We start from the raw sequence: 18,801 nt of genomic DNA on the forward strand, positions 1-18,801 counted from the left end.
CAGATTAAAATAATGGTATAATAGGAAGAAAGCACAGGATTTATTTAAAGGAGACACAATTGAAAAGAATTGTATTTATGGGGACACCCGCATTTTCAGTGAATATATTAGACGCATTAGTGGCGCAAAATGACCAGTATGAAGTGGTTGCAGTTGTGACACAGCCCGACCGTCCAGTAGGGCGCAAACGGAAATTAACCCCATCGCCAGTGAAAGAAGCGGCTTTAAAACACGACATCCCAGTTTACCAACCGGAAAAAATCGGCCGGGACCAAGAAATTAAAGATTTATTAGCTGAGGACATCGATTTAATCGTCACTGCAGCCTTTGGTCAATTCTTACCGACGAGCATATTAGAGGCGCCAAAATATGGTGCAATAAACGTCCATGCGTCATTACTACCCAAGTATCGTGGTGGCGCACCAGTCCACTATGCTATTTGGAACGGGGACAAGGAAACAGGCGTGACCATCATGCGAATGGTGAAAAAAATGGATGCAGGGGACATTTTAACCCAAGTGATAGTCCCAATTGAAAGTGACGATACCGTTGCGACTATGTTCGATAAATTATCGACTGCAGGGACTGATTTGTTGATGGACACCTTGCCTAAATTATTTGCCGGTGAAATTACACCGCAAGCCCAAATTGAGGAAGAGGCGACATTTTCCCCAAATATTACCAGCCAACAAGAACAAATTGATTGGCGTAAAGAAGCGCAGCAAATTGACAACCAAGTCCGGGCCTTTAATTCTTGGCCAGTTGCCCATACAAAAGTGGACGGGCAGCGGTGGAAAATTTGGCAGGTAGCACCAGTCAAAGAAGAATCGACTGACGAAAAACCAGGCACAATCGTCAAAATTCAAAAGAAACCGGCTCAATTATGGGTAGCAACAGGCAACAAAACCGTTCTAGCTATTGAACAATTACAACCAGCTGGTAAGAAACAAATGGATGTTGCAGCCTTCATTAACGGTGGGGCCGGCAACTTAACGGTCGGCGATAGCTTTGACCAAGTGGAGGACGATGTAGATGGAGAATAATCAAGTAGAACCAGGGTCAAATGCTCGAAATGGCGGCCATAGTGGGGGCTATCAAACACCTCTAAAATTATCCGCTCGTTTTCAAGCCATGGAGTCAGTTAATCAAATCATCCGCCACAACCACTTCATCAACCAAGAAGTAAATCGGGTGTTAACTGAAGAAGCTGTAGCAGAAGCAGACCGTAACCTCTATACCAACTTGGTTTATGGGTCTGTGCAAAACTACTATACATTGGATGCTTTTGTCCGTGATTTTGTAGCCAAGCCCAATAAAGTCAAATCATGGGTTTGGTCTTTACTAATTGTTTCGGCTTACCAAATGTATTATTTAGATAATATTCCAAATTATGCGGTAGTTGACGAAGCGGTACGGATTGTCCGCAAACGTGGAAATCAGACCCTGGCTAAATTCGCTAACGGGGTCTTACGGAATTTCACCAGACGTTATGAAACAATGGCCGATTTTATCCAAACCAAAGAAGATCCAAGAGAGAAATTAACCCTAGAGGCCTCATTACCGCCTGTATGGGTAGACTATTTTGTGGACCGTTTTGGCTTAGATGAAGCCGAAAAATTGGCTAATTCACTCAATCAAACGCCATTTATTACAGTACGGGCCAACAATAAATTTAATAACCTAAACACAGAAAAAATGACCGAATATCAAGAGATATTAGAGGCAGAAGGTTTTACAGTAGCGCCTAGTCCTTTAACGCCATTTGCCTTACGGGTAACTAAGGGAAATCCAGCCCATTCATCTTTATTCATCAACGGAGAAATGACCATTCAAGATGAATCAGCACTTCTAGCTGTAGAAGCGTTGAACCCACAAGCAGGCGAAGTCGTCCTAGATGCATGTGCCGCACCGGGTGGAAAAACTGTGCAAATTGCTGAAGCAGTTGGCCGAACAGGTCATGTGATTGCCTGTGATATAGCAGAAAATAAATTGCCTTTAATTCAAGAAAATGTGGACCGGATGCAGGTAGCTGACCACGTGGAAATTCTCCATCAAGATGCAACTGCCTTATTAGACCGTTTTGGGGAAAATGGTAGCGAACCGACAAGCTTTGATAAGATTCTAGTCGACGCACCATGTTCAGGTGTGGGCCTATTCCGCCGTAAACCTGACACCAAATACCATAAAACATTACAAGATTTGGATGCTTTACATGATATTCAAGTGACAATTATGAACCAAGCATTACCATTGTTGAAAAAGGGTGGCGTGATCACCTACTCTACATGTACAATTACAAGAGAAGAAAATGAAGATGTGGTCAAAGCCATTTTAGACCAACATCCAGACCTAACATTGAAGTCATTTAAACATTGGCGAGATAACCTAGACCAATCAATAGGTGCAGATGGAACAATTGAAATCCTACCGCATACCTATATGTCTGATGGTTTCTTTATCGCCAGCTTTGAAAAAAACTAGCGAAGGAAAGTGAGCATACATGGAAATCGCAAGCAAAACTGATGTCGGTGTCGAACGAAAACAAAACCAAGACCAAGTAGGCGTTTTTTATAACCAAGACCAAGCAGCAATCTTATTGCTTTGTGACGGGATGGGTGGCCACAACGCGGGAGACGTGGCTTCAGAAATGGCTATTTATCATGTAGGAAATGCTTGGGAAAGCACTGAAAACATGACGGACGCCAATATCATTTCTGAATGGTTGACTGATCAAATTAAGACGGCCAATGCCCATATATTTGAAAAAGCCAACCAATACCATGATTTATCAGGTATGGGTACAACAATCGTCGCAGCTGTACCATTAGAGGACTTGGCACAAGTGGTTTTAGCCCATGTAGGGGATTCGCGTATCTATATTCATCAAGTGGATGAACTAAAGCAAATTACCAAAGACCATTCTTTTGTCCAAGAATTATTAGATATGGATATGATCTCTAAAGAAGAAGCGCAGGTTCACCCACAAAAGAATATCGTGACTCGGGCAGTGGGTATTGCTGCTAACGTTGATGTAGATATTAATGTTGTAGACTTTTTAGTAGATGATACCTTACTATTATGTTCAGACGGATTAACTGATATGGTTGAGGAAACAGAAGCCTTGGCTATTTTGACGGATGAAAGTCTATCAATTGAAGCAAAAGCTGACCAATTAGTGGATGTGGCCAATGACCATGGAGGCCGAGACAATATTTCGGTGGTGATTGCCCATAGAAAACCACCATTTACAGAAAGAAAAGAGACAATTGAAGAAACATTTTATAATGAGGAAATCGAAAATGAAAGGGGTGAATGCTAATGAGATCTGGTCAAGTCATTGATGAACGCTACAAAATCGTTAACCATATCGGTTCAGGCGGTATGGCAGATGTATATCTTGCTTACGACCCCATTTTAGAGCGTGATGTTGCCATCAAATTCTTGCGTGTAGGGAAAACAGATGCCATGGATGCCACCAAACGATTTGAGCGTGAAGCCCTATCCGTATCAGAGTTGAACCATCCAAACGTAGTCAATTTATTTGACGTGGGTGAAGATGAGGAAGGCAAGTTTATCGTGATGGAATATGTGGACGGTATGGACTTAAAAGCCTATATCCGTGAAAACCATCCAATTCCAGTAGATATTATCCAAAACTTGATGATTCAAATCTTATCAGGTGTTCAAGCTGCCCATAATATCGGTATTGTCCACCGTGACTTGAAACCACAAAATATTATGGTCAACCACGATGGTACAATTAAAATTATGGACTTTGGGATTGCTATGGTGACTTCTGAAACAAGTATCACCCAAACCAATTCGATTATTGGTTCAGTCCATTATCTATCGCCAGAACAAGCACGTGGTTCAATGGCCACTACTCTTTCAGATATCTACTCATTAGGTGTAGTCCTATTTGAAATGCTGACAGGTCGGGTACCATTTGACGGTGAATCAGCAGTCTCAATAGCCTTAAAACATTTCCAAGAGCCACTACCACCAATCGAAGCTTACCGGGAAGACGCCCCACAAAGTTTAATTAATGTGGTGGCCAAAGCAACAGCTAAAGAACCATCTGCTCGTTATCAAACTACACAAGAAATGATTGATGACTTAGAAACGGTCTTTTCTGACAACCGGAAAAATGAGCCCGTATTTATCCCAGCTAACATGGCCAATGAAACGATTGTCATGGCTAAGGAAGATATCGAAAATCAAATGCGTCTAGGGGAGTCCGATGAAGTAAAGTTAATGGCAGCTGGCGAAAAAGCAGTTGATGACGATACCACACCGGATACAACCGATGAAAATCCTGAAGATACTGTTTTAGATGATTCAGATGAACATGATATTGCAGATAAGGCTGTTTTGTCTGCAAGCGCTGGTTTAGCTGGAGCCGCCTTAGCGGGTACAGGAACGGCTGCAGGTGGTGGAAGCGCAGGCGCTGCGGATGTAGCTGGTGTTAGCGGTTTACAAGCAGACCCGTCCCCAAGTCCTAGTGGTAATGGTACGGGTAAGAACGGTGGTAACAAGCCAACAAGTAAACCTAATAAACAAGGTGGCAAACCTAGTAATAAACAGCCGAAAAGTCGTAAACCACTTGCCATTATTACAGGAATCATCGTTGGACTCCTATTGATTGCTTTCCTAGGTTATAACTATATGGCAGGCCGCAATATTACTGTACCTGACTTGGCGGGTATGACAGAGCAAGAGGCCTCCTTAACTTTAGAAAGCTTAGATTTAGTTCTAGGAGATGTAACAGAAGTATACGATGAAGAAGTCGAAGCTGGTCGTGTGATTAACTCAAGTCCTTCAGCAAACACAGAAGTGAAACATGATACGGAAGTTGACGTCAATATTTCGCAAGGTCCTGAGCCGTATGAATTAAAGGATTACACTGGTCAACCATTTACGAAAATTGAAGAAGAATTAACGGCATTAGGCTTTACCGTCACCCAAGAAGAAGACTACTCTGATTCAGTTGAAGCAGGCGACATCTTGAGTCAATCTATCGAACAAGGTAAAGCAGTCATACCTGGTGAGACAACTATTAACTTTGTTGTTTCTGCGGGTGTTGAAACCTTTACGATGGCCGATTTATCTGGTTGGAATAGAGCGTCAATTCAACAATATGCTGATTCAAATGGTTTAGTTGCTTCATTCGATTCTCAATATTCAGGTTGGGTACCGGATGGCGTTATGATTTCGCAATCGATTACACCAGGTACAGAATTTGTAGTAGGAGATGAATTATATATTGTGATGTCTGATGGACCGGAACCAGTATCTAGTTCATCAAGTTCAAGCTCTTCATCTTCATCTTCATCCTCAAGCTCATCATCCAATGACGATGATGACGACGAAGACGATGATAGCTCATCATCAAGTTCATCATCTAATAGCAGTTCAAGCTCAAGTTCTTCAGCGTCAAGCTCATCATCGAGTGCTAGTTCATCATCTAGCCAACGTGAAAGTTCAAATGTAGAAGATTAGCTAAATCAATAAATCAATCAAGAGAAAGGCGTAGACAGTTTGTTTACGCCATTTTTGTCATTTTAAAGACCTTTCAAATGAATAAAAATTGTCGGAGTGTTTTTTATATAGAATTTAGGTTAAAATAAGGCATAAGTATGCAGACACAAATTTTTATATCTATTTAGACTATATACAATTCAATCAATAAGGAGGTATTTTTCAAAAGCATGAAGAGAAAAGATGATTATATTCAACCAAATGCGCCGACATACACGGGCCAGATTATTAAGGCTTTGTCTGGTTTTTATTATGTAGAAGAGAAAGAAAGCCAAGTGATTTATACTACACGGGCACGTGGCCAATTTAGAAATACGCAAACAACACCATTGGTGGGCGATTTTGTGGAATTTCAAGCCGACAATACCGAAGAGGGCTACGTGATGAAAATCTTACCACGCTATAGCCAAATGATTCGACCGGCAGTAGCTAATGTGGACCTGGCCTTATTGGTAGCATCTGTTATCGAACCCCAGATTCAACCAAAATTATTAGACCGTTTTTTAGTTTATTTAGAGTCAGAGAATATTGAACCGATTTTATATTTTTCCAAAATGGACTTAACTGACCAAGCTAGTCAAGCGGATAAAAACCGGATCGACCAGTTTATTAAGGTGTATCGTCAAATTGGTTACCAAGTAATCTTATCAACTGATTTAAATGAAGAGGACTTCAATCAATTAAAAGACATTGTTGCCAATCGAACCATGGTGGTTGTTGGTCAATCGGGTGTTGGAAAATCGACTTTATTAAATCGACTATTGCCTGATTTAGACATTGAAACAGGCGAAATCTCAACATCACTCGGACGCGGTCGCCATACTACCCGCCATACCGAATTACATGATATATTTGAAGGGAAAGTGGCGGATACACCAGGTTTCTCTAGTATCGATATCGACCAGTTGGATAAGGTTTCACTGTCAAATTATTTTCCTGAAATGCGGGCCATTCAAGACCAATGTAAGTTCCGTGGTTGCACCCATATTCAAGAACCTAAATGTGCAGTGAAAGCCGCCTTAGAAGCTGGTGAGATCGCACAAAGTCGCTATGACTCTTACCTACAAATCTTCCAAGAAATTGATAATGCAAAACCCAAATATTAGAAAGTAGGAATGTACATGTATATTGCACCATCTATTTTATCTGCAAATTTTGGTAAATTTATTAACGAAGTAAATCGAATCGAAGAAGCTGGCGCTGACTGGGTTCACATTGATGTCATGGACGGCCATTTTGTGCCAAATCTAACTTTTGGCGCTGGCGTCGTTGAAGCCTTACGACCAAATACAAAAATGACTTTAGATTGCCATTTAATGGTAGCTAACCCAGAAGCACATGTTGAAACATTTGCTAACGCGGGGGCAGACTACTTTACGGTTCATTACGAGGCCACTAGCCACTTACACGGCTTAATCCAAACCATTCATAAACACGGTATGAAGGCTGGTGTGGCCATTAATCCAGCAACACCTGTATCAGCCATTGCGCCAATTTTAAAAGACGTCGACATGATTTTAGTCATGACCGTAAACCCTGGATTCGGCGGCCAATCATTTATCGAATCGACGGTTGATAAGATGGTTGAGTTAAGTGCCTTTAGGGCGGAAAATGACGCAACATTCTTAATCGAAGTAGATGGCGGCATTAACGATGAGACTGCTAGAATCTGTGCAGAAAACGGCGCAGACGCCTTTGTAGCAGGTTCATACATCTTCAATAAAGACGACGTGAAACAACCAATTGATGCCTTAAGAATGGCAATCAAATAGATCTATCTGTCTTCCATCTTACCAAGCACTCCTAGAAAGAAGTGAACCCATGCAAGTTTACCTTATCGGGTCTGGACCTTTTGACCCAGCGTATTTTAAAGCCTATGTAGAAGGACGAAAAGTAGCCCATAAAGATGCGGAAACCGCCTTTGTTGGGGTTGATTTAGGGGCTAAACAGCTGTTAGACCTTAATTTCCCCATTGACTTAGCGGTAGGCGATTTTGATTCAATTGAAGAAAGTGTCCTTCAACAAGTTGAACATAAGGCCAAAAAAATTGAAAAGTTACCACCGATGAAAGATGAAACGGACACTGAACATGCTTTAGGCACTGTTGCAGACTTATATCCACAGGCTGAATACCATCTCTTTGGTATGCTAGGGGGTAGGGTAGACCATTTGTTATCTAACTTATGGCTCATCTATCAAGAACGGTTTGCGTCGATTATTGATCGTGTTCACTTAGTAGAAGAAAATAATGCTGTTTCATTCTTAAGACCAGGGCAACATCAACTTGATCGTTTAAAAGACATGAAATATTTGTCTTTCGTGGCGATGACGCCAGTTAAAGACTTATGTTTAGAAAATGTTGTCTATCCACTAGACAATTATCAAATGCCAATACCTTTGGCCTTGATTTCAAATGAGTTTCTACCAGGTCAAAATACCATGAAAATTGCCTTCAGTGATGGTCTTATCCTCGCTATCCAAGCCCGAGATTAAGTACAATAATCATTAAAATCATAAATAAGTTTGATTTATGACGTTAAATATAGTAATATGTTATGGTATGAAAATTTGTAGAGGAGGATTATGACAATGGCTAAAGAATGTTATTACACAGGACGTAAAGCGACTTCAGGTAACAACCGCTCACACGCATTGAATGCTACAAAACGTACATTTAAAGCAAACTTACAAAAAGTTCGTATCATCGACGAAAATGGTAACAAAAAGCGTGTATGGGTTTCTGCACACGCAATCAAAGCTGGTTTAGTTACCCGCGCGTAATCCATTTATGATTATAATCAAATAAGGTCGTAGTTTTCCAATGAGGGAAGACCACGGCTTTTTTTGTGCATAATTAAGCATTAATAGAGTAAAGAATGTACAATTTTATTAATTGTTTAAATGAACAGAGTCAAGTATAATTTATATAGTCACAGATAAGGGGTGAGTTCATGTACGGTAAAGTAATAGCTAGTGAAAAAACACAAAATATTAATGGTGAATTACATGTTGTGAATCCTATTGTTGCACTTCAAGTGCCATTTTTACCTACTACTATATCATTTGCAATTTCTTGTAGTTTTTTTGTTAACTCAAATCAAAGAAAATTTGATATAAAATTAGAGGTTATTGATCATACTGATTACCTGCTTGGAGCTCTAGAAGGTGGCGTATCCGCAGACAATTCTGATAGTGAGAATTCAACTTTAAGTTTTGATTTTAGTTTATCAAATGTTATTTTTAAAAATGATGGTCTGCATAAAGTGATTTTGTATGTTGAAGATGAACAAGTTGCAGAGTATTCTTTCACTGTTTTCAACCAGAATATAGAAATATAGGAGGAGAGTACCGATGTCAGCAAAAATTAAAACACCTAAATTAGTGCAAACTTTAGCTATGACAGGGTCATTATCCTACTCTTCATCGTATATGTCAGATACGGATTCTAGAGTTCAGCTTTATTCAAATTCTTTAGAAAGAGATATTACGCAACAAGCTGATGCAGATTTTATTAATACTCAAGTTATTGAAGAAGAAGTCTCAAGGTTTATCCAAGAAAATTTACATAAGTCATTACCTTTTCATTTAAATATTTATAAAGATGAAAATGATTATGTATATGTAGACTTAACAGCCAATGAAGATAACGCCATTGAAATCTATAATTATTCTAAAGCGTTAAATGAATTTGCTAGCCAAAAGCAGAAAAACTTTATTTTTGTAATTGGTGAATAGATATGTATCTATGGGAGAATCATTTAGCGTTTAGTAGTTATCTATTAGAAAACTTTTCTAATATCGATGCTAAACATAGAGAGGCTGCATTACGAACGATTATTCATAATGATTACTATGCTTGCTTTCACAAAGTTAAACAATTAAACGAGCTGCATGGATATTCCACGGTAGGTGGTGGAAATAATTCTCATAATGACGTGATAGATAAAATTATAAACTATAATGTGGATTTAACTTTAAGAGAGAAACAAAAAATAATTAGAGAATTAAAGGAAATGAAAGACTATAGGCATAAAGCAGATTACAAAGAAGGCGCTAGTTACATTTTTAAAATCGAAATTGTTACCGATTTACATCAAAAATCAATCAAATTATTTGAGTCATTAAGAGATTTTGAATCTAATAAAAATCAAAATTAAGGTCGTAGTTTTCCAGTGAGGGAAGACCACGGCTTTTTTTGTGCCTTTTATAAGGGATTGCGACTTGTCAAATATTTAGGTATAATAGCCTAGTATGTGGTAAAATGAGTGTTATAAATGAAGTTATATTTGTTTAGAACGATAAAGTTTTAGATGAATCTAGCAAGACAACCCTTCAAAAGGAGGACAATTTTTATGGCATTAAAAATGCAAACAGACTTCGGTGAAATTGATATTACAAATGAATCTATCGCAACAGTCGTAGGTATGGCAACAACACAAAACTACGGTGTCGTTGGTATGGCAAGCAAGCATCAAATCCGTGACGGTATCCAAGAAATTCTTAAACAAGAAAACTATACCAAAGGGGTACTTGTTTCAGTAGATAACAACGATTTAGTAGTAGTGGATGTATATATTATCGTCAACTACGGTACGAAAATTTCTGAAATTTGTCGCAATGTACAAAGTTCTGTGAAATACGAATTAGGTCGTCAATTAGGTATTGCTGCAAACGTAGTGAATGTGTACGTACAAGGCGTCCGTGTGATTGAAGACTAGTTGCGGTAATCAAGGAGGATTTTTAGGTGAAAAGAACAGTATTAGACGTTGAAGCGTTCATATCTATGCTTGAAGTTGGGGGTAACCGACTTTCAGAGAATGCTGAATACGTGAATTCATTAAATGTTTTCCCGGTGCCAGATGGTGATACCGGAACAAATATGAATTTAACATACACATCAGGTATCGAACGAGTAATTAAACAACATTCCGATACCGTTGGTGAGGTTGGAGAAGATTTAGCTAAGGGATTATTGATGGGGGCACGCGGTAACTCAGGCGTTATCTTATCCCAATTATTCCGTGGTTTCGCTAAGGCAATCGAAGGTAAAACAACCATTGAAGCCCAAGATTTAGCGAATGCTTTCCAACGCGGTATTGATACAGCGGTAAAAGCTGTTATGAAACCCGTAGAAGGTACTATTTTAACAGTAGCACGTGATTCAGCAGCAGCAGGTATGCAAAAGGCTGAAGAAACAGATGACATCATTGAAGTGATGACTGCTGTATTAGAAGAAGCACAAACGTCACTAGAAAACACACCTAACTTACTACCTGTGTTAAAAGAAGTAGGCGTTGTCGATTCAGGTGGTCAAGGGTTAGTATATATCTACCATGGTTTCTTAGAATCATTAACAGGTGAATCTATTCCAGTTAAATCAGCTGATCCAAACAAAGCGAATGTCACAGAATTAGCCCACCAAGAAAACTTCTTCAATACTTCTCATTCTGTAGCATCAGAAGATATTCAATTTGGTTACTGTACTGAAATCATGGTCAAAATTGGTGAAGGTGAAGCCGTTACTGATGAATTTGATTATGACACATTCCGTAACCACTTAGATGGTATCGGTGACTCATTATTGGTTGTATCTGATGACGAGATTGTAAAAGTTCATGTGCATACAGAAACACCAGGTGAAGTCATGAACTATGGCCAAAAATTTGGGTCATTAGTGAAAATTAAAGTAGATAACATGCGTCTACAACATGACGATATCTTAGATGGAAAAGGATCAAACCAAACTGAATCAGCACCAGCAGCTGAGCGTACGAATCTAGCAATTATCGCTGTTGCAGCCGGTGAAGGGATTGAAAACCTATTTAAAGATTTGGGTGTTAAATCAATCATCTCTGGTGGTCAAACGATGAACCCATCAACAAATGACATCTTAGATGCTATCAATAAAGCGAATGCAGATAACGTGATCATCTTACCAAATAATAAGAATATCATTATGGCTGCTAACCAAGCTGTTGAAGTTTCAGAAACTCCAGCTGCCGTCGTTGAAACTAAATATATCTCTCAAGGTTTAACAGCTATGTTAGGTTACAACCCTGATGGGACATTAGAAGATAATAAAGCAGCAATGGTTGCTGAAATGGCTAACGTAACCAGTGGTCAAGTCACAGTGGCTGTTCGAGATACAACAGTTGACGGCTTAGAAATCCATAAAGATCACTTTATGGGCATCATAGACGGTAAAATCGTCTCTGAAGATGCTGACTTAGTCAAAGAAACCATCAACATGATTAATCAAATGATTGATACAGACAAAGAGTTAGTGACTTTAATCTTTGGTGAAGAAACCGACCAAGCAACAGCTGAATTGATCGCTGAAGCTGTCGAAGAAGCCAACGAAGATATTGAAGTTGAGATCGTAGACGGTGGCCAACCAGTTTACCACTTCTTAGCATCAGTAGAATAATAATCCTATATAAAGATACATAAATGAAATGCTAAATGGACACACAACTTAGTTATTATTCAATTCGTTAAGAGATGAAAACTGATAAAGTGTTCATTTTGGCTTTTCTAATACAAATAAAAGAGAGGGTAAAGATTTGAAAGCAAAATCTTTACCCTCTCTTTATGATACAGTCTCAGCAAGGCTACTAATGGGCTAATTGCAGCGCTATTACAATCAATACCTGCAGGGTCTACAGAGAGGTATATGTATAGGAGCTGATCAATAATAAAGCATTTTACATTTGCGTAAGCATAGCGCTTACCTCGTGAAAGAAGTAAATAAATGGCTTGTATATGCGGATGACTTTATCAAACATGCAGATATATGTGAGATCCGCCAACTTAATAAGCGATCTTTGCTTGATAGATTGGATGGACTGACCGGTAACGGTACTGATATTTTTGAGGCTAAGATGTCAGGGAGAGGCAAACTCTCAATAGCGAGATATAAGGTTAACAATAAAATAATTGAAAGTGCATAGCAGGGGGATATTAACCTCTGCTTTTTTTATGCCCTAATACTATTGTTGCTCAATAATGGTATTATCCCTCCCTGATTTCTCACTAGAGGCAAAATAAGTCTGTGTAAGAGCTTTTAGACGTCAACTAGCATAAAAATAATACCTTACAAGCTATTAAAACACCTATAATGCCCCTTAAAAATACTTATATGATATATATCATATTTCAACATATTAGGGCATAGGTGCAAGAGGGCAAGCAGGGGCTTATACAGGGATATAGAGGCTTATACAGACATATAAAGGCTTATAAACAATAAAAAGAGCCCAGCAGTATAAACTGCTGAGCTCCTTAGTATAGTTATTATTGTTAATGCTACAGGTCCTGCTCCTGCTATTCTTTGTCTTTAGCAGAACGCCCTGCATTGAACTCCTTAACTGCTCCTATGATCATGCATACTACAGCAAAGGCTAAGAATATATACCATATACCTATAAAGAACGGTTTAAAATAAAACCATAGCATGAAAGAAACAATAACCATTGCAAACACGCTTAGAGCGGTTGTGATGATTGATAACATCTATATGACCTCCTTGTATTCACCACAGCCCAACTAACTATTGAACTAAGTTAAAACCTCTCAGAACAACTCTTTTTTGGCCCGATAGTCGGGAGGTATTCTGGAAAAAAACAACTTACTCTATTAGATAATCCCGTGTAGAAATAAATCAATCATTTCCTCTAAAGCAATCGTTTTGCTGATTATGTGTTTAGAAGAAATATAAGGGGCTAGTGTCACAAAGAAATATGTGGCGATTTTCTCTCCAGTAAGCTGGTGTTTTAATTGCTTTTCGTAATCATCAAATAATAAAATGAATGGCCGTTTATAACTTTCTTGAAAGATTTGGTATAGGATGCGTCTACTTTCAATGGAAATGTCTGCTTCTAGATCTTGCATCATAGTATATATATCCATGTCTTGGTTATCTTGTAGATAATAAGACATCTGCAATAGTTTACCAGTTAGGTCAAGTTGGTCATTTTCAACAATCGCTAATAAGTCAGTGTATACTTCCCCACCTATTTCATCTAAAACCCCAAGATAAAGACTTTCCTTGTTTTTAAAATGATAATACAAGTTTGGTTGTGTAATCCCAACTTCTTTCGCAATCATTCTGGTAGAGGTAGCCTTATAACCACTTGACATAAACTTATTTCGTGCAACTTCAATAATACGACTTCTGCTTGAAGAATCATTTAAGGACATGATGAGATGAACTCCTCTCTATTTAATATTATAGCTTGATTCCACAAAAAAGCCATGCATAATTCTCCTATACTTGATAAGTCATACCTTAAATGGTAATCTGTTATTAATAAACTTATCAAGTGATAAAATAATAAAATGGATCTATAAAAAGGGGACCAATAACATGACGACTAAAGAAAGAATCGCAATCATTGGGGCAGGGATAGGTGGTTTATCTGCAGCTATCCGCCTGCAGCATGCAGGGTACCAAGTTGAAATCTTTGAAAAAGAATCGTTGCCGGGCGGTAAGATGAATCAGATGGCAATAGATGGCTATACCTTTGATGTAGGTCCAACGATTGTCATGTGGCCAGAAGCATATAGAGAGTTATTTACATTAACTGGTCGGGACCCAGAAGACTACATTCCTATGCAGAAACTAACCCCGATGTATGATGTATATTTTAAAGGAGAGCCTTACCGCCACTATAGCGTGAGTAATGATTTGACTGATTTAATGGCTTTAATGGAGTCAAAAGATCCCCAAACCGCACTTGGTTTTCTTCAATACCTTGCAGAGATGTACCAACGATATCAAGTGGCTATGGACCATTTCATTAGACGACCATTTAGACATAAATCGGATATATACAATCCTTCTATGTTGATTAATGCACTTAAATTAAAAACATTTGATAGTGCAGAACATATGATGGCGAAATTTATTCCAAATAAAGATATTCAGCAGTTAATGGCTTTTCAAACACTTTATATAGGCGTTTCTCCTAAAAATGGACCTTCGCTTTATAATATGATCCCGATGATTGAACTATTATACGGCATTCATTATGTCAAAGGTGGCATGCACACCGTAGCTAAAGGTTTTGCTGAATTGTTTGAAGAATTAGGTGGTGTCATTCATTATAATACACCAGTGGATAAGATTTTAATCGATGAACAACAAGTGAATGGTCTACAAGTTGGAGAGCACTTTATTCCTAGTAAGAGAGTCATTTCAAATGCTGATTTCCCATATACGATGAAACATTTAATAGATGGCGATTTAAACCGAGGTAAATATACAGCCAAGAAGATAGATCAAATGGATTATTCTTGCTCTTGTTTAATATTCTACTGGGGCGTAGATGGTACGTTTAAAGACTTGAAGACCCATAACTTTATCATCTCAGAAGATTTAGACGATAACATGGAACGCATCTTTGACGGACGTTTGATTGACAACCCATCAATATACCTTCACGTACCTTCTCAAGTTGATGAAACACGTGCACCAGAAGGAAAAGCTAATTTCTATCTCCTGATGCCGGTTTCAGAATTAGGCACAGCACAGTATGCTTATGACCAATCAACAGTGCAATTTTATAAAGAGAAAGCGTTGGAGACATTGGCGCGTATACCTGGATTAGAAGACCTTGAAAGTCAAATTGAAGTAGAACGTGTATTTACGCCTAATGATTTTGAATCCCACTATAATGCATACCGCGGGGCTACCTTTGGTTTGCAACCAACTTTAATGCAAAGTAACCACTTCAGACCGCAAGCAAAAGCTGAAAATGTGTCGGGTTTATATTTCACAGGTTCCTCCACCCATCCAGGTGCAGGGGTTCCTATAGTCATCGAGAGTGGCAAAATTTGTGCCGATGAGTTGATGTTAGATGACGAGGGTTAGAGTTAGAGAGGAAAGGGAGATTATGGCAAGAAATCGTTCGCTTAGCGCATCTTATAAAGCTTCTGAAAATACGATGGCAGAAGCATCAAAGAGCTTTTACCAAGCTTTCCGCTTACTACCAAAAGAGACATTTGAAAGTGTTGCGGCTTTATACACCTACAATCGTTATGTAGATGATATTGCAGATAGCGGAGACCTCACACAAGAAGAAGCTTTGAGAAGGTTAGATGATTTAGAAGCACAAATTCTAAATATAGAAACGAGTGAAGAGGAACCATTTGCTTGGTGGTTGGCCTTCAAAGATACGATATCTACCTATCAAGTGTCTACTGATGCTTTGTTGAAACAGATCCAAGGACAACGAATGGATATTTTAGGCTACAAAGTAGTCGATATGGCCGATTTGGTTGCTTACGCTTCAAATGTTGCTGGGTCAGTAGGGGAAATGTTATTACCCCTACTAGTGGATGAAGCTACTGAGATTAATCAAGCTATGTGTCAAGCAGCAATAGATTTAGGTATTGGCATGCAGTTAACAAATATTTTAAGGGATGTTGGTGAAGATTACCGTGAAAGACAACGGATATATCTTCCACAGACCTTGCTTGATCTTTATGGTGTTGATGAAGCCATGATCAAACAATTGTCATACAAGGGTGGCAATATTCCTCAGAATTGGATTGATTTATGGGAGCATCTCTATCAGATTGCTGACCAATACTATTATAGTATTGAACCCTTTCTAAAAGATTTTAGCCAAGCGGCACAACTGCCCATCCTAACATCTGCCTATATCTACCATGGAATTGGCGATGCTGTTAGAAAAGCGAATTACAATTGCTTCACTCAAAGAAATTATACCAGTAGCATTGAGCGGGCCCGCCTGATCTACCAAGCCAAGAAAGTGTTAGATGACACATAAATAGGACCGCAAAATGTCTTAATAATGCGGATGGGCGCTTATTTTATCCTATTTTTAGGATGTTTAGAGTGTCAACTGTGCAAACCTACTAATAGGACTAAAATATAGGGACAGGCATACGTTTTATAGACAGCAGTCATCAAATATGACGTACATCAATAGTTGATTTGATGTAGGTGAATAATTAGATTCAACAGGTAGAGAGGAAGCAAATAAGCATGTTTTTAGCCATTAAAGAAATATTATATGCAAAGAAAAAGTATAGTTTGGTTGTTGGGGTCATGTTTTTGATTGCTTTTTTGGTTTTTTTCTTAATTAGTTTGGCTTATGGCCTAGCGATGGAGAATCGAATGGGGATTGACCAGTGGCAGGCTGACCAAATCATCTTGACAGAAGAAGCAGATGGGACAATAAGTCGCTCTAATATAAGTGAAGAGGATTATGATGCGGTTGATGCAGAAGATAAAGCTGCAATACTACAGATGCCAACCAATATGAATTCAGATAATATCGAAAGCGATGAACAACTATCTATTTTCCTATTTGGTATTAATTTTGATGACTTTATTGCACCTGAAGTGACTGAAGGTCGTCAGGTGAACGCTGATAATGAAGCTTTAATCGACGATAGTCTAACTAAACAATATGGCCTGGGAATAGGGGCTACTGTAACGATTGAAGGACAAGCGTTTGAAGTTGTGGGATTAACGACAAATACGAAATATAGTATTGCGCCGATGGTTCATATCACACAAAATGCTTTTAGAAACATTCAAGATGCTTCATTGAATACATCGAATGCATCAGATAGTAACCAAATGTCTGAAGGTGAATTAGGGCAAGAGGCGGATAATCAAATAATTAATGCTATTATCGTACGCGGTGAAGCAACAGACCTACCTGACGATTTGGAAGTATGGTCAACGGCAGATTTTATCAATAATTTACCAGGATATAGCGCCCAGTTACTTACATTTATTTTCATGATTGGCTTTTTAATTTTAATTGCAGCAGTTGTGATTGGTATTTTTATTTATGTACTGACTATTCAAAAAATTGACGTGTTTGGCGTGATGAAAGCTCAAGGTATTTCAACAGGCACAATTGGTCGTTCTGTGGTTGTACAAACCTTTATCCTTACATTAATAGGTCTAGTATTAGGCGTTGCGGTGACCATTTTGAGCATCTATTTCCTACCAGCTCAGGTGCCAACCCAAATCAATTGGCTATTCTTTATAGTAGTTGGCGGTTTGATTTTACTTTGTTCATTAATTGGTGCTTTATTCTCAGTGAAAACAATAGTGAACGTCGATCCAGTAAGAGCAATCGCCTAGGAGGTCATTATGAGTGTATTAACAATTGAAAATGTACAGAAAAAATTTAAAGATGGGGATACGGAAATTGTGGCCCTTGAAGAAACGTCATTTACAGCAGAGAAAGGTGAATTTATTGCTATTATCGGTCCATCTGGTTCAGGAAAAAGTACCTTTTTAAGTATTGCTGCCGGATTACAGGAACCAACACAAGGTAGAGTAATGATTAATGACAAACCCTTTAGTGAAAAGAAAGAAAAAGAGCGGGCGCGCATTCGTTTTGAAGAAGTAGGATTTATCTTACAAGCGTCAAATCTTATTCCATTCCTCAAAGTATCTGATCAATTAAAATTAGTAGATAAACTATCTAAAAAAGAGAAAAGCCAATTAGATTTACTGCAACTACTAGGTATTGAAAAATTAAAAAATAAATTTCCAGAGCAAATCTCTGGGGGTGAAAAGCAGCGTGTTGCGATTGCACGCGCCTTATATAATAACCCTTCAATCATCTTTGCTGATGAACCAACAGCTAGCTTAGACTCTAAACGGGCGATGGATGTGGTGGATATCTTGGCCAAAATGACTAAACAACAAAATAAAACGACCATCATGGTTACACACGATCTTCGTTTAATAGACCAATGCGATAAAGTCTATGAAATGAATGATGGAGTCTTAACCTTAAGAGAAAATATTGATACGACTAAGGATGTACAGATGGTTTAAATGAAAGTATAGTTAGATAGATGGAGTGTAAGAGGATAGTTCAAGCATAAAAAGTAGTGGTAAAAGAAATTTACCTAGTCCATTTTTATCCTACTATATCATATTTTTAGCTGTCTTATAGTAATCTATTAGAAGAGGAGACAAACAACTTGTGTTTTCGCTTCTTTTTTAAACCTTTCTTATCCTAGGTTGACAGACATATTGGCCGCCAGTAACATAAATACATAATTTCAAATCATAACCATTACGATTTAAGATAGTTGGAATAAAAATATAAGAAGGCAGAAGGATGGCAGAAAGAATGGATCTAGCTAGTGCACGCCGCCGGATGAAAAGTCCCAATCGTAAAACCCGACAACGGGCACAAAAGGTATTGAAGGCTATAAATAAAAATGAAAGAGTTGATTGACACAATACATTTCAATCAACTC

20 protein-coding genes are annotated in these 18,801 nt (G+C 38.4%); 18 read left to right on the forward strand and 2 right to left on the reverse strand.

Annotated elements, in window-relative coordinates; all coding sequences use genetic code 11:
* Window positions 1-59 precede the first annotated feature (59 nt).
* The 13 genes from fmt (at window position 60) to A6J77_RS06760 (ending at window position 11,965) form a co-directional block, all read left to right on the forward strand.
* A complete protein-coding gene (gene fmt / locus A6J77_RS06700; protein ID WP_083069307.1) occupies window positions 60-1,043 on the forward strand; it encodes a methionyl-tRNA formyltransferase in 984 nt (327 codons plus the stop codon).
* Entirely contained in the window at window positions 1,033-2,481 is a 1,449-nt protein-coding gene (gene rsmB, locus A6J77_RS06705) for a 16S rRNA (cytosine(967)-C(5))-methyltransferase RsmB (protein ID WP_083069308.1), read from the forward strand. Before fmt ends, rsmB begins: the two co-directional genes overlap by 11 nt.
* A gap of 19 nt (window positions 2,482-2,500) precedes the next feature.
* Complete coding sequence (locus tag A6J77_RS06710; protein ID WP_083069310.1) at window positions 2,501-3,319, forward strand: Stp1/IreP family PP2C-type Ser/Thr phosphatase; 819 nt, start codon at window positions 2,501-2,503, stop codon at window positions 3,317-3,319.
* On the forward strand, window positions 3,319-5,499 hold the full coding sequence (locus A6J77_RS06715; protein WP_083069312.1) for a protein kinase domain-containing protein: 2,181 nt from the start codon (window positions 3,319-3,321) through the stop codon (window positions 5,497-5,499). The genes A6J77_RS06710 and A6J77_RS06715 overlap by 1 nt, the downstream gene beginning before the upstream one ends.
* A 209-nt stretch (window positions 5,500-5,708) precedes the next feature.
* Window positions 5,709-6,644 (forward strand): ribosome small subunit-dependent GTPase A, encoded by a 936-nt coding sequence (gene rsgA, locus A6J77_RS06720; protein WP_083069313.1) that lies wholly within the window; start codon window positions 5,709-5,711, stop codon window positions 6,642-6,644.
* 15 nt (window positions 6,645-6,659) lie between these two features.
* On the forward strand, window positions 6,660-7,310 hold the full coding sequence (gene rpe / locus A6J77_RS06725) for a ribulose-phosphate 3-epimerase (protein ID WP_083069314.1): 651 nt from the start codon (window positions 6,660-6,662) through the stop codon (window positions 7,308-7,310).
* Between the two features lie 49 nt (window positions 7,311-7,359).
* Window positions 7,360-8,031: a thiamine diphosphokinase gene (locus tag A6J77_RS06730; RefSeq protein WP_083069315.1), complete on the forward strand. Its 672-nt coding sequence runs from the start codon at window positions 7,360-7,362 to the stop codon at window positions 8,029-8,031.
* Between the two features lie 96 nt (window positions 8,032-8,127).
* On the forward strand, window positions 8,128-8,319 hold the full coding sequence (gene rpmB, locus A6J77_RS06735; protein WP_016896758.1) for a 50S ribosomal protein L28: 192 nt from the start codon (window positions 8,128-8,130) through the stop codon (window positions 8,317-8,319).
* 170 nt (window positions 8,320-8,489) lie between these two features.
* Window positions 8,490-8,876, forward strand: coding sequence for a DUF6941 family protein (locus A6J77_RS06740; protein ID WP_083069316.1), 387 nt, complete (start codon window positions 8,490-8,492; stop codon window positions 8,874-8,876).
* Window positions 8,877-8,889: 13 nt separating this feature from the next.
* Window positions 8,890-9,273 (forward strand): hypothetical protein, encoded by a 384-nt coding sequence (locus A6J77_RS06745; protein WP_083069317.1) that lies wholly within the window; start codon window positions 8,890-8,892, stop codon window positions 9,271-9,273.
* 2 nt (window positions 9,274-9,275) lie between these two features.
* Window positions 9,276-9,695 (forward strand): hypothetical protein, encoded by a 420-nt coding sequence (locus tag A6J77_RS06750; protein ID WP_083069318.1) that lies wholly within the window; start codon window positions 9,276-9,278, stop codon window positions 9,693-9,695.
* A gap of 195 nt (window positions 9,696-9,890) precedes the next feature.
* Window positions 9,891-10,256 carry an Asp23/Gls24 family envelope stress response protein gene (locus A6J77_RS06755; protein ID WP_003143306.1) on the forward strand — a complete coding sequence of 122 codons (366 nt, stop codon included), beginning with the start codon at window positions 9,891-9,893 and terminating at the stop codon, window positions 10,254-10,256.
* Between the two features lie 26 nt (window positions 10,257-10,282).
* Window positions 10,283-11,965 (forward strand): DAK2 domain-containing protein, encoded by a 1,683-nt coding sequence (locus tag A6J77_RS06760; RefSeq protein ID WP_083069320.1) that lies wholly within the window; start codon window positions 10,283-10,285, stop codon window positions 11,963-11,965.
* Between the two features lie 896 nt (window positions 11,966-12,861).
* Here A6J77_RS06760 and A6J77_RS06770 read toward each other — a convergent pair.
* Window positions 12,862-13,050, reverse strand: coding sequence for a hypothetical protein (locus A6J77_RS06770; protein ID WP_083069324.1), 189 nt, complete (start codon window positions 13,048-13,050; stop codon window positions 12,862-12,864).
* A gap of 123 nt (window positions 13,051-13,173) precedes the next feature.
* The gene (locus A6J77_RS06775; protein WP_083069326.1) at window positions 13,174-13,737 is read right to left on the reverse strand and encodes a TetR/AcrR family transcriptional regulator; all 564 of its coding nucleotides are present in this window, start codon (window positions 13,735-13,737) and stop codon (window positions 13,174-13,176) included.
* 166 nt (window positions 13,738-13,903) lie between these two features.
* Here A6J77_RS06775 and A6J77_RS06780 point away from each other — a divergent pair, with 166 nt between their 5' ends.
* The 5 genes from A6J77_RS06780 to A6J77_RS09360 all read left to right on the forward strand — a co-directional run bounded on the left by A6J77_RS06780 (window position 13,904) and on the right by A6J77_RS09360 (window position 18,779).
* The gene (locus A6J77_RS06780) at window positions 13,904-15,409 is read left to right on the forward strand and encodes a phytoene desaturase family protein (RefSeq protein WP_083069328.1); all 1,506 of its coding nucleotides are present in this window, start codon (window positions 13,904-13,906) and stop codon (window positions 15,407-15,409) included.
* A gap of 22 nt (window positions 15,410-15,431) precedes the next feature.
* Window positions 15,432-16,331, forward strand: a complete 900-nt coding sequence (locus tag A6J77_RS06785) for a phytoene/squalene synthase family protein (protein WP_193756649.1) — start codon at window positions 15,432-15,434, stop codon at window positions 16,329-16,331.
* A gap of 218 nt (window positions 16,332-16,549) precedes the next feature.
* Window positions 16,550-17,665, forward strand: a complete 1,116-nt coding sequence (locus A6J77_RS06790) for an ABC transporter permease (protein ID WP_083069332.1) — start codon at window positions 16,550-16,552, stop codon at window positions 17,663-17,665.
* Between the two features lie 9 nt (window positions 17,666-17,674).
* Window positions 17,675-18,370: an ABC transporter ATP-binding protein gene (locus tag A6J77_RS06795; RefSeq protein WP_083069334.1), complete on the forward strand. Its 696-nt coding sequence runs from the start codon at window positions 17,675-17,677 to the stop codon at window positions 18,368-18,370.
* A gap of 289 nt (window positions 18,371-18,659) precedes the next feature.
* A complete protein-coding gene (locus tag A6J77_RS09360) occupies window positions 18,660-18,779 on the forward strand; it encodes a putative metal homeostasis protein (protein WP_193756650.1) in 120 nt (39 codons plus the stop codon).
* Window positions 18,780-18,801 lie beyond the last annotated feature (22 nt).

The sequence above is a fragment of the Aerococcus viridans genome, assembly GCF_002083135.2.
Classification (GTDB): domain Bacteria; phylum Bacillota; class Bacilli; order Lactobacillales; family Aerococcaceae; genus Aerococcus; species Aerococcus viridans_C.